General features: G+C 55.7%; 13 protein-coding genes and 2 pseudogenes. 13 read left to right on the forward strand and 2 right to left on the reverse strand.

What is annotated here, in order from left to right:
- The 7 genes and pseudogenes from C1949_RS19480 to C1949_RS17245 all read left to right on the forward strand — a co-directional run.
- The coding region (locus C1949_RS19480) for a hypothetical protein (protein WP_170063109.1) at positions 1-1,003 on the forward strand (1,003 nt) is incomplete at its 5' end.
- A gap of 98 nt (positions 1,004-1,101) precedes the next feature.
- Entirely contained in the window at positions 1,102-1,677 is a 576-nt protein-coding gene (locus C1949_RS17220) for a type II secretion system protein G (protein ID WP_104739660.1), read from the forward strand.
- A 90-nt stretch (positions 1,678-1,767) separates the two neighbouring features.
- On the forward strand, positions 1,768-2,055 hold the full coding sequence (locus C1949_RS17225; RefSeq protein WP_104739689.1) for an excalibur calcium-binding domain-containing protein: 288 nt from the start codon (positions 1,768-1,770) through the stop codon (positions 2,053-2,055).
- 325 nt (positions 2,056-2,380) lie between these two features.
- The gene (locus C1949_RS17230; RefSeq protein ID WP_104739661.1) at positions 2,381-2,671 is read left to right on the forward strand and encodes a hypothetical protein; all 291 of its coding nucleotides are present in this window, start codon (positions 2,381-2,383) and stop codon (positions 2,669-2,671) included.
- A gap of 1 nt (position 2,672) precedes the next feature.
- Positions 2,673-3,374, forward strand: coding sequence for an aspartate/glutamate racemase family protein (locus tag C1949_RS17235; RefSeq protein WP_104739662.1), 702 nt, complete (start codon positions 2,673-2,675; stop codon positions 3,372-3,374).
- A gap of 192 nt (positions 3,375-3,566) precedes the next feature.
- A pseudogene (locus C1949_RS17240) lies at positions 3,567-3,914 on the forward strand (GNAT family N-acetyltransferase); the annotation flags it as partial.
- A gap of 192 nt (positions 3,915-4,106) precedes the next feature.
- Positions 4,107-4,736 carry a hypothetical protein gene (locus C1949_RS17245; protein WP_104739663.1) on the forward strand — a complete coding sequence of 210 codons (630 nt, stop codon included), beginning with the start codon at positions 4,107-4,109 and terminating at the stop codon, positions 4,734-4,736.
- Positions 4,737-5,183: 447 nt separating this feature from the next.
- Here C1949_RS17245 and C1949_RS17250 read toward each other — a convergent pair.
- Positions 5,184-5,294, reverse strand: a pseudogene (locus C1949_RS17250) (IS481 family transposase); the annotation flags it as partial.
- A 365-nt stretch (positions 5,295-5,659) separates the two neighbouring features.
- Between C1949_RS17250 and C1949_RS17255 the strand changes: the two are divergent.
- Positions 5,660-6,307, forward strand: coding sequence for a hypothetical protein (locus C1949_RS17255; protein ID WP_104739664.1), 648 nt, complete (start codon positions 5,660-5,662; stop codon positions 6,305-6,307).
- Between the two features lie 35 nt (positions 6,308-6,342).
- On the opposite strand, the gene C1949_RS17260 is transcribed toward C1949_RS17255, so the two are convergent.
- A complete protein-coding gene (locus C1949_RS17260) occupies positions 6,343-7,287 on the reverse strand; it encodes a helix-turn-helix domain-containing protein (RefSeq protein ID WP_104739665.1) in 945 nt (314 codons plus the stop codon).
- Positions 7,288-7,497: 210 nt separating this feature from the next.
- On the opposite strand from C1949_RS17260, the gene C1949_RS17265 reads away from it, so the two are divergent.
- From C1949_RS17265 to C1949_RS17285, 5 genes are all read left to right on the forward strand, one after another.
- Positions 7,498-8,904, forward strand: a complete 1,407-nt coding sequence (locus C1949_RS17265) for an ethanolamine ammonia-lyase subunit EutB (protein ID WP_104739666.1) — start codon at positions 7,498-7,500, stop codon at positions 8,902-8,904.
- Positions 8,901-9,746: an ethanolamine ammonia-lyase subunit EutC gene (gene eutC / locus C1949_RS17270; RefSeq protein WP_104739667.1), complete on the forward strand. Its 846-nt coding sequence runs from the start codon at positions 8,901-8,903 to the stop codon at positions 9,744-9,746. Before C1949_RS17265 ends, eutC begins: the two co-directional genes overlap by 4 nt.
- A 47-nt stretch (positions 9,747-9,793) precedes the next feature.
- On the forward strand, positions 9,794-11,194 hold the full coding sequence (eat, locus tag C1949_RS17275) for an ethanolamine permease (RefSeq protein WP_104739668.1): 1,401 nt from the start codon (positions 9,794-9,796) through the stop codon (positions 11,192-11,194).
- 159 nt (positions 11,195-11,353) lie between these two features.
- Positions 11,354-13,054, forward strand: a complete 1,701-nt coding sequence (locus tag C1949_RS17280; protein WP_104739669.1) for an Hsp70 family protein — start codon at positions 11,354-11,356, stop codon at positions 13,052-13,054.
- Positions 13,051-14,205: a J domain-containing protein gene (locus C1949_RS17285; RefSeq protein ID WP_104739670.1), complete on the forward strand. Its 1,155-nt coding sequence runs from the start codon at positions 13,051-13,053 to the stop codon at positions 14,203-14,205. Before C1949_RS17280 ends, C1949_RS17285 begins: the two co-directional genes overlap by 4 nt.
- Positions 14,206-14,294 lie beyond the last annotated feature (89 nt).

The raw sequence follows: 14,294 nt of genomic DNA on the forward strand, positions 1-14,294 counted from the left end.
ATCTTTATTAGATGCAATAGGTAAATATTGCGACGATTTAGAGTATCAGGTGGGGAATAAGCATAGAATAGGAGCATTTCTATCCTTAAAAGATGTGTGTAGTTATTACGAAAGCAAACATTTTTTAAGCGATCTTGAAGAGTCTGGCTATCCTAAAACCCCTGTAACAATAAGTAGCTTTTTTGGGCATGTTAAGACTGTGTGTGAGCAGTTATTGATGTTTTTTATTTGTTCTGAAATATCAAATTCTGTACAGGCTCGACCTCTAGCAGCATTGCTAACTCAGATACTCAACGAAGGGCATTACGGTAAAGAAATTCTTATTCAAGGAGAATCATATGTGTTATCGAGAGATTCACTTTCAGATTCTCTCGATTGTTTGAATGATTTATTTGTCAATAGATATGATCAGACGGTCGGATCACATATTCTAGATTTTCTAGTCAGCATATTCTCTGCGTTTGAATATTGGATTACGAAAATATCTGAAAACTATGGGGATGAAATGACTGAAAGATATACATTGAGTAGGTTAAGGAAATGTAGAAAGCATCTTGATGACTATGAAAAATCTTCAAGCGAAGAAGAAAAAAATAAACACCTTTCAAGGCTGAGATCGGTTCCTGGAAATTTTATATCTTTTCCTGATAAATTTGATTTTGTAATAAATAAAGCAAGCGAAAAAAATTATCCTCGTGACTTAAAAATCGATAAAAATATAGTTGATTTCATCAGGGCGGCTAGAAACACAGTGCATAATGGTGGGGTGCACAAAGGCAATGACATAGAGTTGATCCATAAAGAAGTAATTCATAAATTAATCAAAAATAAACCTATGTTTCATAATGATTATAATGATTATAATGATTATAATGATTATAATGATTATAATGATTTGATTGATTTGTGTGCAAGTCTTGTAGATATCTATGAATCAATAATTACAGTGCTAAAAAATGATCTTGATAAGGAATCGCTTAGAGACTTATCGATGGAAGTGTGATCTATGGATAACAAGCCACTCCACACGGAAATTTTACTCGCTGCGCTCCCAAAATTCCGGTGAGTGGGGCGTTATAAGCCATAAGGAGTTGTTTCGTAGTGACTGAACAACAAGAAAAGCTCGGTACGTTCACATATGTTGTTGGTGTTATGTCGTTCATACCGTTGATCGGTGTCCTATTTGGTCTGGTGGCAATAGTTTGGGGCCTGGCTACAAAGAAAACCGGAGGCAAAATGCTTGCCCTAATTGGAGGAGGCGGCATAGCTTTCACCGTCGTTCTCTATTCTTCATTGTTCTACTTTAGCTTCGTCCAACGTGGTGGCGTCTATGACGATCTTAGAGCCAAATTAAGCAAAAGTATGATTACTTCACTTGTCCAAGCCATAGAGTTCTATAAAACACAAAATGGCCATTACCCTGATTCGCTAGAAACATTGCGTGAATCACTACCAGAAAACTCTATAGTGTTCGTGTTCGATCCCACGAATATCAAAATGGGTGGCGAGTCGCGCTATTACCACTATGAATTAAAAGATCCATCTCACTATTACCTGTTGGGGGTCGGCCCAGATGAAAAGCCATACACAAGTGACGATGTTCTACCAGACATAGAGGTAAAGCCAAACAGTGGTATCGGCTTACTTATCCATGAAGGAAGTAGAAATGGCTTGTAACAAGTCGCTCGTTCGGACGCAAACTACGCTGCGCTTCGTTTGCGCCGCATGGCTTCAACGCTATCGCGCTATCAACTTTGGAATCTGGGTTTGAAAAAAATTATTCTTGTAGGTCTTTTGGGCTTCGGTGCGTGGAGCCTTTACAAACAAAGTATCGATACTGCGCCAAGCGCTATCCACACCAGCTCGGGCTCAGGAGATCTTCGTAGCGAAGCACCTATTCACAGCACTCACCAAAGCTTCAGATGTGACGGGCGGCAGCATTGCAGTCAAATGACTTCTAGAGCAGAAGCCGAATTTTTCACAAGGAACTGCCCAAATACCAAAATGGATGGCGACCGTGATGGAATCCCGTGTGAAAACGACTCTCGATTCTAACGGTGTTGGTTATAACCCGGGGCTCAAGTGCGTTCTTGTCTGCGGCCTCCGCCGGAGGCCCTTTTCAGGGCTCCGTTTAGCTTTGCGTTAGTCCGCTACTACTAGGACCAACCAAATTGAAACGAGTTATCCCGTCAGTCATTCTGGCGATTCTCCTTGTTACGCTGCTGTCAGAGTTATTCAAGCTGATTGATTTTTACCGTGCGCCCGCTGCCTTTGCGTTGCTGGCTCATGTCTCTGCCGTCCATGATGTTGTGCTGCACCAATATGACTTTGCCTTTCTGCTGATCAAGCTACTGGCATCGCTTGTCGTGTTTGCGTACTGGTGCAGGGTGGTCTTTGGCCTGAGCGGCTCGGTTGGCTCCGCTACGGTACGTTTATCTACGCTGGCTTTCAGTTGCTGGTGGGTGTGTTGGTGGTGACGGGTATAAACGGGTCGCTGCAATTTGCTGCTGGCCTGCCGGCGGCGTTATGGGATTTCTCGCTGCTGGCTGCAGTGGGTGCGTGGGGTGTGATCCTGTATCTGGGGTGCGTTGTGGTTGGGGAGCCGCTGCGACTGGTTGTTCTGGCGCAGCGTCATCATCGACGGATTGTCGGGCAGCAAAGTGGAGAGTGATATGAAAACTGTCGGGTTGCTGGGTGGCATGAGCTGGGAAAGCACGGCCGGCTATTACAAGGCGATCAACGAAGGTGTCAAACAGCAGCTGGGTGGTCTGCATTCCGCCAGGATCGTGTTGTTCAGTGTCGATTTCGAGCCAATCGAGCGGTTGCAGCGTGAGGGCGACTGGGAGGGTGCGGCGCGGGTGCTGGCTGAAGCAGCCCGGAAGATTGAAGGGGCCGGAGCGGATTTTCTGTTGATCTGTACCAACACCATGCACAAGGTAGCGCCGCAGATTCAGAGTGCTATCGGCATCCCGTTGCTGCATATCGCCGATGCGACCGCAGACGTGCTGGTCAGCAACCAGGTGAAAAAGGTCGGCCTGCTCGGCACGGCGTTCACCATGGAGCAGGACTTTTACAAGGGCAGGCTGCAGGAGCAGTTCGGCATCGAGGTAATGGTGCCCGCAGCGGACGACCGCCGAATCGTGCATTCGGTTATATACGAGGAGCTGTGCCTGGGCACAATCACTCCGGAGTCAAAGGCCGAGTTTCTGCGCATTATCGATGGGTTGCTTGCGAGCGGGGCAGAGGGAGTGATTCTTGGCTGCACCGAAATCAGCATGCTGGTCACGCAGGCTGATACCGCGGTGCCGCTTTATGACACTACCCGGATTCACGCAGACAGGGCGGTTGCCGAGCTGATCCGGACTGCCAACTAAGCAACTGGCAGCGCATCATCAAGGCGATGGATACCACACAGGACGTGACTCTATATGCACACCAAACACTGTATTCGCCCAATGCAGTTGGCCGATTTGCCCGCCGCTGCGGCAGTCCGTCGGCTGGCGTTTGTTCGTCAAAAAGGTTGACTCGAATGGTTCGGCGCAACGCTTAACGCCTATCCGCGTTTTCTCTGTTATCTGGCCGAAGATCAGGGCACCGTGGTGGGCTACATTCTCTGGGCCCAGAAGAGTGGCTTTCGCGATCAGGCGGTGCTGGAGCTGGATCAGATTACGGTGCTGCCTGCGCTGCACGGGCAGGGGATTGGGCGTGCGCTGATTGACCAGTCATTGCCGCAGGTCAAGTCCGAGTTGGCGCAGCAGGGTTCGACCTTGAAGCACATCATCGTCAACACCCGTGCCGACAACCATGCACAGCAGCTTTATCGGGACGCCCTTGGCGCTGAGGTGGTGGCGACGATCAGCGATCTGTATTCGGCCGATGAAGTCTTTATTGTGGCTAGGAGTCTCCTCCTTTAAGCTCCGCTTCGGCTTGTTTGCGCCTGCTTGTCGACTTTCCCCGTTTACCTCTGGCCCGCATGTGAGCCTGCTGGTGTGAACCCGCGCGCAACCTGCCGTTCAATCCTGCCTGTATCGCCCCCTGACGAGGTATACCTCAGCCCTGGCGTGGCGCTGTTGCTGCGCAGGTGGGGCAGGCAAGGAGGCCGTTTGATGGTGGGCAGAATGCTGATGCTCGGTTGTATGTTGATGCTGAGCGGCTGTGTGACCAGTGCGTTGTACGAGAGCGATGGCAAACGCTATGTGGAGCCGATCAACCAGGTCATGGTCTCGACCGATGGCGAATGGTTTGTTGTGCTGGGTATTCGACATCACTACGTGTTTCCCATGCCGGAGGAGCTGCAGCACACCTTTGAGTCCGGGTTTTATCCTCAGGTGCGCGCCACGTTTGGCGGCTTCAAGGTGAATAATTTCAATCGCATTTCCGGGCGCTATCGTCTGTGGTTGAAACCGGAGGCCAATGAAGCGCAGCGCGCTGCCGCGCTGGAGGCCGGATATCAGCTTGAAGGTAGAACGGTCTTGTATGAAGGTGAGGTAAGCGGCAAGCGGTATTCAGCTGAGGGCTTTGATGCGCCGGAGGCGATACACACCCAGGCGCTGAATGGCTCCTATTCGATTACTGTCACCGAGGCGTTATCGCCGGGTGTGGTGGCCATGCGCACTGCCGCTACGCCGCTGGCTGTGCTGGCAGATGGCGCCGTTGTGCTGGCTGCGATTCCGCTGGTGGTCATTGTTGGCGCGGATATCGCCATTAACGGGATGCCGTCGCTGCACAGCCCTTGAGAGCTGCGATCTTTCGTAGTAATGGTTTGCTCTCCCTGGAGCTAGAGCCACCGAACAGAAAGTCGTGCTTTACCTGTACCGGTGATGCCGTTACCTTGCGGATATGGCAATAAGCCAGTTCGCAAAGGCCCAAGGATGGCGTAGATTTTATTCCCAGGCAGTTCTGCTGTCGGATCATCTTCTTATCATCGGTCGCATCTGTTGCCCAGTGGTTTTGGCGGCCATGCCTTGGGCGCCGGTACCTGCGTCATTCCCTTTTATCTTTTTGCTTGCCGGGCACCAATACCGTTTGTCGTCGGTCGTGTGCGCCAGGAGCGGCCACTCGAATGGGTGTGGTCCTCATGCCGATTCACTTGCACGCGTGAAGGGAAGGCGGGCTAAAGAAACAGACAGAGCAGCTGTTAGATTACGTCAGTGGTGCAGTTGCCAAGGGCTTTGCTACTGGGGCTGCTGCCGGCTGTATCCCATCGCCTTGCAGGCCTTGCTGACGTTGCGTAGCTCTTGCGCAAAGTCCAGCAGTCTGAGCTTGCGTCGTGCTATTTTCTCCTCGGCGGTCATGCGTGCTTCTCCAGGTTACGGACAGGCAGGGGTACCCGTTTCATAACTCGGTGCGATTCAGGGTTGCCCTTGCTCGGCATTGTGGCTTTCACGTTCTACAGGTTGGAACTCAGACGATGAAAATGTACATGGGCATGGGCTACTTGGTGGAGTTAAGCGACCACTTCACCATATCCAACGGCTTTCCAATCTGCGGCACGCGGTGGATAAGCCGCTTTACCTGACGCAGATATGTGATTAACGTCGTCACCTGGCGTTAAGCCAGTTTTATAAGTCCATGGATGGCTTGTATACGTGCGCTTGTTTTAGAGAGCTTCGTTGTACGCTGTCCTACACGCCTTAGCGCATTACAGGGAGCAGTATCGATGTTTGGACGTATTTCCTTGGTTGTCTTCGTGACTCTGCTCGCTGGTTGTGTGAGCACAGCAACGCTAAAACTGGATGATGAACATTCCAGCTCATTGCATGAAAAATCCTTGGTTGTTACTACGAGCGACAAGCCAGACTTCGCCGCCATGACGGCAGGAAAAGTGATCGTTCCCCTAGTCGGTGCAGTCACAATGATTAGCGAAGGAAACAAGATCATTCGACAGCACAACGTAGAAGACCCCGCAGCTTTTATCGGTGAAGAAATCGCCGCACAATTAGCGACGCTTCGAAGTATGAATCTTATGCCGTCGTCGGTTCCGAGCAGTGACGGTGACATCGAATACCTGTCAGCGACGCATGCCAATCAGGATTTCGCCCTTGATGTCAGGACTATCAACTGGAGCTTTGGATACTTCCCCTCCGATTGGGACAACTACCGCGTTATTTACAGTGCCAAGGCTCGGCTGATTGATTTACATAAGGAAGAGGTCATTGCGGAGGCCTTTTGTGCTCGTGTTCCTGAACAGTCATCGACGTCGCCGTCTTATCAACAGTTGGTGGGGGACCATGCAGCGGGGTTGAAGCGTGAGCTGCAAATTGCGGCGGAGTACTGCGTCAAAGAGCTAAGTGAAAAGTTGTTGTGATGGATACCCATTAGGGTGATGAGTTCGGCTTTGTCTCATTTGCTCCGCTTCACCGTCTCCGACGGATTCTCACCAAACAACGCTTTGTAATCTCGCGCAAACTGCCCCGGGTGCCAGAAGCCGCTGTCTGCCGCGATGACGGCGATGGGGCTGGTTTGTTGCGGGTCGCTGAGGGCGCGGCGGACGCGGTTGAGGCGGGCGCTGCGCAGGAACTGTAGCGGGCTGATGCCGAGGATGCTTTCGAAGCTGTATTGCAGGGTGCGACGGCTGACGTGTACGCGCTCGCAGAGTTCGGGGATGCTGAGCGGTGCGTCCGGGTGATCGGCCAGATAGGTTTTGACCTGTTCGACTACCTTGCGCCGATGCGCGTAGCTGGGCGCTGCTGACGGTTGGGCGGCATTGGCGACCAGTTCCAGCAGGGCCTGGCTGGCGAGTTGTTGCTGGTGTTCGCTGTCGAGCCCGAGGGCGCCGCGGTAGAGCACCTGCTCCAGCAGGCCGCGGACTTGGTCGAGCTGCTCCTGCGGTACGGTCAGGCGCGGGCTGTGTTCGAGTGATTGCAGGTCCAGCGTGCGTTCTTCACGTTCGGCGGCGCGCAGTAACATCTCTTCCTTGATGACGATGCCGTAGATGTCGAAGGCATCTGGCGTCATTAACTCGAAGTCGCGGCTACCGGGGCGGCACATCAGTTGATCGCTGCCGACCTCCAGGCCGTTGATGCGGCAGTCCGCTGCGCGCGCGGGTATGCCGAGCCACAGCGCGTCTTTCCAGACGTTGCACTGTTGGCGCAGGGAGCGGTTGGTGTGTTCTTTGAATAACTGGCAGCCGTCCAGAGCGACTTCATCTATTCGCCCATAGAAGCATCCGCCGCCCAACTGGTCGTATTCCTGCTGCCAGTTGGTCAGGTTGTGGGCGTGTTCGTCGGCGTCCTGTGCCTCACGTGTGCTCCTTGCTGGTGCGTTGTGCTCCGTTATGGGCTGCATTGGCGAGCGCTCGCGTGTTCAGTTGGCGGCATCCTAGCGCAGGATTTGCGGGCGGAATATGGCACGAAGGGCGTAAATCGGCTGCCTTATTCACTTTTGCCAAATCTTGATAGTCCGCTGGAACGGGTATGGCTTGTATTTCAGGCATCTTCCGCTGCTTCGCGTGACTTGCGCGACATTCGCAGCAATTTGCATGCCTGAGGTAACACGATGACGCATTCTTACCGCTATACGCTGGGCAGCCGAACCTTCGGCTTCCGCGATCTGGCCGAGCTGATGGCCAAGGCGACACCACAACGCTCCGGTGATCGACTGGCCGGGGTTATTGCGCTGTCTGCCGAGGAGCGCGCAGTCGCGCAGATGGCGCTGGCCGAGGTACCACTGAAGACCTTTCTGAACGAAGCGCTGGTGCCCTATGAAGCGGACGAGATCACCCGTTTGATCATCGACGAGCACGACCCGGCGGCGTTTGCGCCCATATCGCACCTGACCGTCGGGGACTTTCGCAACTGGCTGCTGAGCGACCACGCGACCCCGGAGGTGCTGCAATCGATTCGTGCGGGTGTGACGCCGGAGATGGCCGCGGCGGTGAGCAAGATCATGCGTAATCAGGATCTGATTCTGGTCGCCAAGAAGTGCCATGTGACCACTGCGTTCCGCAACACCATCGGTTTGCCGGGCAGATTGTCGACCCGTTTGCAGCCGAATCACCCGACTGATGATGTGAATGGCATCGCCGCCAGCATCCTCGATGGGCTGCTCTACGGTAACGGCGATGCGGTGATTGGTATCAACCCTGCGACCGATAACGTGGCGCAGGCGATCAAATTGATGAAGCTGATGGGCGAGGTGATCGAAAAATACGAGATCCCGACCCAATCCTGCGTGCTGACCCACGTGACCAATACCATCGAGTGCATCGAGGCCGGGGCGCCGGTTGATCTGGTGTTCCAGTCGATTGGCGGAACCGAGGCGACCAACAGCAGCTTTGGTTTCAACCTGGCAACTCTAGCCGAGGCGCAGCAGGCGGCCTTGAGTTTGCAACGCGGTACCGTTGGCAACAACGTGATGTATTTCGAGACAGGGCAGGGCAGCGCGCTGTCGGCGAATGCCCATCATGGACTGGATCAGCAGACTTGCGAGGCCCGCGCTTATGCCGTGGCGCGAAAGTTCCAGCCGCTGCTGGTCAATACCGTAGTCGGCTTTATTGGCCCAGAGTACCTCTTCGACGGCAAGGAAATCATCCGCGCAGGGCTGGAAGACCACTTCTGCGCCAAGCTGCTCGGCGTGCCGATGGGTTGCGACGTCTGCTATACCAACCACGCCGAAGCCGATCAGAACGACATGGACAACCTGCTGACCCTGCTGGGCGTGGCAGGCTGCTCCTTCGTGATGGGCATCCCCGGCTCGGACGACATCATGCTCAATTACCAGACGACTTCATTTCATGACGCGCTGTATGCGCGCCGTGCGCTGGGGCTGAAGTCGTCGCCGGAGTTCGAACAGTGGCTGACTCGCATGCAGATCATGCGCGATGCCGACCGCCACATTCTGCACGACGCACTGCCCGAACCCTTTGCCCGCTCACTCAAGGCGTTGCCGGGAGGCAGAGCATGAGTTCGTCAAATGACAAAACCCGCAACCAGCCGGGTGCGGTGGTCGAGAACCCCTGGCGTCGGCTGCGCGAATTTACCGATGCGCGTATTGGCTTAGGGCGCGCAGGGATCAGTCTACCGACCAGCGAGCTGCTGGCGTTTCAGCTGTCCCACGCGCAGGCCCGTGATGCGGTTCATCTGCCGCTGGATGTCGACGCCCTTTGCAGTGAGCTGGCCGCTGACCCGCAGTTGGCTGCGCTGGGTGAGCCGATGCGCCTGCACAGTCAGGCGACTGATCGCATGACCTATCTGCAGCGCCCGGATCTGGGGCGTGTACTGGACGACGCGTCGCGCGAGCGGCTGATCGGACAGGGCTGCGACAAGCCGAGCGATCTGGCCATCGTGATTGTGGACGGCCTGTCATCCCGCGCAATTGCGCAGAGCGCAGTGCCGTTTCTGCAGCGTTTTATGGGGCTGTTGGCCGGCGAGTTGCCGGAGTGCTCACTGGCGCCGCTGACCATCGTTGAGCAGGGCCGCGTGGCCGTTGGTGATGACGTGGGCGCGTTGTTGAACGCGCGCGCGGTATTGCTGCTGATTGGTGAGCGTCCAGGTCTGAGTTCGCCGGACAGTCTTGGCCTTTACTTGACCTGGTCACCCAAACCGGGGCTGACCGATGCATCACGCAACTGTATTTCCAACGTGCGGCCGGCGGGGCTGCCGCATGTCGAGGGGGCCAAACGGGCGTTGTATCTGTTGCGTGAGGCGCAGCGGTTGAAGCTCTCGGGGGTCAACCTCAAGGATCGCACCGAAGACGCGGTTATCGAACACGGCGGCAGCGGTCGCAATTTTCTGGTTTCCGAGTGACGTCGGGGAGGCGTCATTCACATCTGCAACACTACTGAGGATCTCTCATGTCTAACGACCATCAGGCGTACCTTGCCAAACGGCAACTCAAGCGCGGGACTGCGGGCTGGATTCTGCTCGCCGGGCTTGGCGTCTCTTATGTTATTTCCGGCGATTTTGCCGGCTGGAACTTCGGCATCGCGCAGGCGGGCTGGGCAGGCTTTGCGATTGCCGCAGTGCTCATGGGGTTGATGTATCTGACCCTGGTGCTGTCGCTGGCGGAAATGTCGGCGGCCATTCCGGCTGCGGGTGGTGGTTACAGCTTTGCCCGGCAGGCGATGGGGCCTACCGGTGGCTTTCTAACCGGTCTGGCGGTGCTGATTGAATATGCGCTGGCGCCGGCGGCCATCGTTATCTTCATTGGTTCGGCGGTGGAAGCGCTGCTCGGCTTCAACGGTCCGTGGGTCTACGCAATCTTCTATCTGGTATTCGTCGGCATTCACCTGGCGGGTGTGGGTGAAGCGTTAAAGGTAATGATGGTGATCAGCGGTCTGGCGGTATTCGCCATCGTTGCCACCGGCGTGGCGCTGGTGATGCACTTTGACATCAACAACCTGTTCGACATCGCCATGACCGACGCCAACGGTGCCAGCGAGCTGCTGCCGCTGGGCTGGTACGGTGTGTGGGCGGCGCTGCCGTTTGCCATGTGGCTGTTCCTGGCTGTCGAAGGCGTGCCGCTGGCGGCTGAAGAAGCCAAGGACCCGGGCAAGGACGTGCCCAAGGGCATCATCGGTGCCATGGTCTTTCTGCTGTTTACTGCCTTGATGGTTGTGGTGCTGGTGCCCGGCGCCGCCGGGGCGCAAGCCATGGGCGAAAGCGCGGTACCGCTGGTGGATGCGCTGAACGCAACCGGTAGCGCCAGTCTGGCTACACTGGTCAACGTGCTGGGTCTGGCAGGTCTGGTCGCCTCGTTCTTCTCGATCATCTACGGCTACAGCCGTCTGGTATTCGCCCTGTCACGCGCCGGTTATTTGCCCAAGTCGCTGTCGCTGACCACCGAGCGCAAGGTGCCAGCACGTGCGCTGATTGTGCCGGGTATCTTCGGCTTTATCGCCTCGCTGAGCGGTGAGGGTGATCTGATGCTGGCGATGGCGGTTGTCGGTGCGACCGTGTCTTACGCACTGATGGCGCTCAGTCACATCCTGCTGCGCATCAAACAGCCGGACCTGCCGCGCCCGTACAAGACCCCGGGCGGTGTGGTGACATCGGGTATCGCGCTGGTGCTGTCACTGATTGCACTGACCGGCGTGTATGCCTTCGACCCGCGCGCGTTTTTCTTCACCATGGGCCTGTTCGTGATCGGTGCGGCCTACTACTTCGGATACAGCCGCAAGCATCTGGTTGCCAAGTCGGCCGACGAAGAGTTTGCCATGCTGGCTGAGGCAGAATCGGGTCTGGCTGCTGCCTGATACAGCTCGGAGTGGGACCGCAAAGGCCGCCTTCGGGCGGTTTTTGTGTGTTTTTCTGTCAGGGCGGCGATGCCGGCCAAGGCATATTCAGGCTCTGTTCCTGCTGCAAGCGCTCTGTATATACTGGCCCCAAAAAACGCCAACAGAAGGAATTGGGGCATGGCCGTTGTAGGGATAGATCTGGGCACCACAAACAGCTTGGTTAGTGTCTGGCGTGACGACAAGAGCATCATTATTCCCAATGCGCTTGGCGAGCTGTTGACTCCGTCGGTGGTCAGCGTTGATGACAACGGCATGGTCATGGTTGGTCGCGCCGCCAAAGACAGGCTGGTCACCCATCCGGAGCAGACCGCCGCTCAATTCAAGCGCCTTATGGGGACCAGCGAAAAGGCGACTCTGGGCAAACGCCAGTTCAGCGCCGAGGAGCTCTCCGCGCTGGTGCTCAAACAGCTGAAGGCCGATGCCGAAGTCTATCTTGGAGAGTCGGTAGACGAGGCAATCATCAGCGTCCCCGCCTACTTCAATAACCACCAGCGCACTGCCACTTTGAACGCCGCCCGTCTGGCGGGTCTGAAGGTGGAACGGTTGATCAACGAGCCGACGGCCGCCGCGTTGGCATACGGCATTCAGGAGAATGAAGAAGAATGCCGTTTCATTGTCATCGATCTGGGTGGCGGTACGCTCGACGTTTCCATTCTCGAAAAGTTCGAAGACCTGCTCGAAGTGCACGCCACCAGCGGCGACAGCTTTCTTGGCGGTGAAGACTTTACCGCAGCGATGCTGGGTGCCGTATGTGAGCAGATCGGCTATGAGCGTCAGGCGCTCAGCAGGGAAGAGCGGGCGCATTTGTATCGTGTCTGTGATGAGGCCAAGAAGGCGTTGGCCGATCAGCAAGAAGTGCCGCTGGTCGTCAGCCTGGGAGGCAAGGAGCACCGCCTGGTATTCACCCGTGAGGCTTTTGTGCAGGCGTGCAGCGTATTGCTCGATCGGATTCGCGGACCAGTAGAACGGGCGGTGCTGGACGCCGGTATGAACCGCGAGGATTTTGACGAGGTCATTCTGGTCGGCGGCGCAACCCGTATGCCTGTTGTACGCAGTCATGTGGGCCGCCTGTTCGGCCGTATTCCCGCGACAACCATCGATCCTGACCTGGTGGTCGCTATGGGGGCGGCCGTGCAGGCCGCACTTAAAGAGCGTAACGCCAGTTTGCGCGATACGGTGCTGACAGACGTCTGTCCGTTCTCATTGGGCATCGAGGTGTCTAAAGAGGTGGGCGACCAGCGCTCTTCAGGCTTCTTCAGTGTGATTATCCCGCGCAATACGGTGATCCCGACTAGCCGCATGGACCGCTTCTACACGGTTGCCGACAACCAGCGTGTGGTTAATCTGTCGGTGTATCAAGGTGAGCAGCGGATGGTGCGCAACAACGTAAAAATTGGCGAGCTGATAGTCCAGGTGCCCGGCGCCAGGGCGGGTGAGGAGGCCGTCGATGTGCGTTTCACCTACGACATCAACGGTGTGCTGGAAGTGCAGGCAGGGGTCGTTAGCACAGGCATGCGCAGCAGCCTGGTGATCCAGAACACGACCAGCGAAATTGACGAGCAAACCCTGGCCAAGTTGCTCAAGGATATGGAGAAGCTCAAGTTTCACCCACGGGAAGACAGCGCCAATATTACCTTGATGGGAGAGGCCGAGCGGATGTGGGCAGAGGCGCTCGGTGATGAGCGTAACTATCTGGAGGAGTTGATTCAGTACTTTGAAGCCGCAATGGACTCACAGGATCTGCAGCGTTGCGCCGACGCGCGTGGGCTGGTCGAGCAGCGTCTGGCAGAGCTGCGGGCCAGCAGGGGGCGCTGGTGAGCTGCTGGGAGACGCTCGGCGTCGAACCCTACAGTGATCTGCGGACCATCAAGCGTGCCTATGCGAGGCAGCTGAAAGAGGTGCATCCTGAAGAGCATCCAGAACAGTTCATGGCCTTGCGTGAAGCATACGAAACGGCGCAAGGGCTCACGGCCAGGGCAGCCCCGATCAATGTCCACTCGCGCCCCCCCGTCATCGAAGACAACAACGCATCAGAACAGCCCGTCGCGCCGCCAGCGCCCGATGTCCGGCAGCAGGCAAAGGTCGATCAGGAGCGCCTTGCGATTGCTGAGAACGAAGCCTTTGCTCGGCGAATGCAGATGCTGGCCGAGGCATTTCAGGACCTGCTGCAAGACGCCCAGAGACGCAACGACCTGGGTAACTGGCAAGCGCTTTTAGGTACCCCGGAGCTCTCTAATCTGGATATTCGATTGCGTCACGGAGCCTTGCTGCTGCCTGCACTGATTCAATTGTTCTCAGATAAGCAGCAGCAACCGCTGCCCGCAGATGTGCTTGTGCTATTGGACGACAGTTTCCACTGGACTCAGGATCAGTGCATCACCTTGCCCGTGTCGGAAGAGTCAATGCAGAGGTTCTGTTTGCTGTTGGCGGCTGCTCGCAACAGTATTGTCAGCACACCACCCCGAACCGGATGGAAATGGTTCTTCAAGGCCATGTTCGCCACGGGCGGGCGTTTGAGCCGTACCGAGTTTTTTGTCGGCCTGGCTCTCACGGGCGCCATCGTGTGGTTGATTGGATTAGCCGGTTTCTGGATTTTGCCCAGAGACCGTTTTACTGCGTTGGGTACAGGGCTGACGCTGATGCTGGTGTACGTTCTGGTGAATGCTTACTGCAAGCGCATAGCCGACTCCGGCAGTAACGTTGTTCTGGTGCTGATCATCGGCATCTTCTTGCCATTTGTTTATCTTTTTTATGCTTTTGGTAGTCCGGAAAAAGGCTGGAGTAACAGCAATCCCCGGACCCCCTTTGTTGATCCACTCGTCATAGCGGTAAACACGTTGTTTCGTGGGGGCTTCCGTCACACTGGCTTGCAGCGGTCGCGGCGTTTTCTCATGAGCATGACGCCGTCCCTGACTTGGGGCATGCTGGCGATTTTCAGCGCTGCAGTCTTGGCGGCGCTGCTCGTGTGAGTTGGTAACTTGCCTTGGGCTCAATTCATTTTGCCAATGTCGTTAAATTCGCTTGGTTCACCCTGTCTGCCTGACGGTTGCCATGTCTG

Source organism: Halopseudomonas oceani (genome assembly GCF_002903165.1).
In the GTDB taxonomy this organism is placed as follows: domain Bacteria; phylum Pseudomonadota; class Gammaproteobacteria; order Pseudomonadales; family Pseudomonadaceae; genus Halopseudomonas; species Halopseudomonas oceani.

Excerpts from the sequence above, each read along its gene's own strand:
- C1949_RS17235 (WP_104739662.1), top strand. The coding sequence starts at position 2,673 with ATGAAAACTGTCGGGTTGCTGGGTGGCATGAGCTGGGAAAGCACGGCC.
- C1949_RS17245 (WP_104739663.1), top strand. The coding sequence starts at position 4,107 with ATGGTGGGCAGAATGCTGATGCTCGGTTGTATGTTGATGCTGAGCGGC.
- C1949_RS17255 (WP_104739664.1), top strand. The coding sequence starts at position 5,660 with ATGTTTGGACGTATTTCCTTGGTTGTCTTCGTGACTCTGCTCGCTGGT.
- C1949_RS17260 (WP_104739665.1), bottom strand. The coding sequence starts at position 7,287 with ATGCAGCCCATAACGGAGCACAACGCACCAGCAAGGAGCACACGTGAG.
- C1949_RS17265 (WP_104739666.1), top strand. The coding sequence starts at position 7,498 with ATGACGCATTCTTACCGCTATACGCTGGGCAGCCGAACCTTCGGCTTC.
- eutC (WP_104739667.1), top strand. The coding sequence starts at position 8,901 with ATGAGTTCGTCAAATGACAAAACCCGCAACCAGCCGGGTGCGGTGGTC.
- eat (WP_104739668.1), top strand. The coding sequence starts at position 9,794 with ATGTCTAACGACCATCAGGCGTACCTTGCCAAACGGCAACTCAAGCGC.
- C1949_RS17280 (WP_104739669.1), top strand. The coding sequence starts at position 11,354 with ATGGCCGTTGTAGGGATAGATCTGGGCACCACAAACAGCTTGGTTAGT.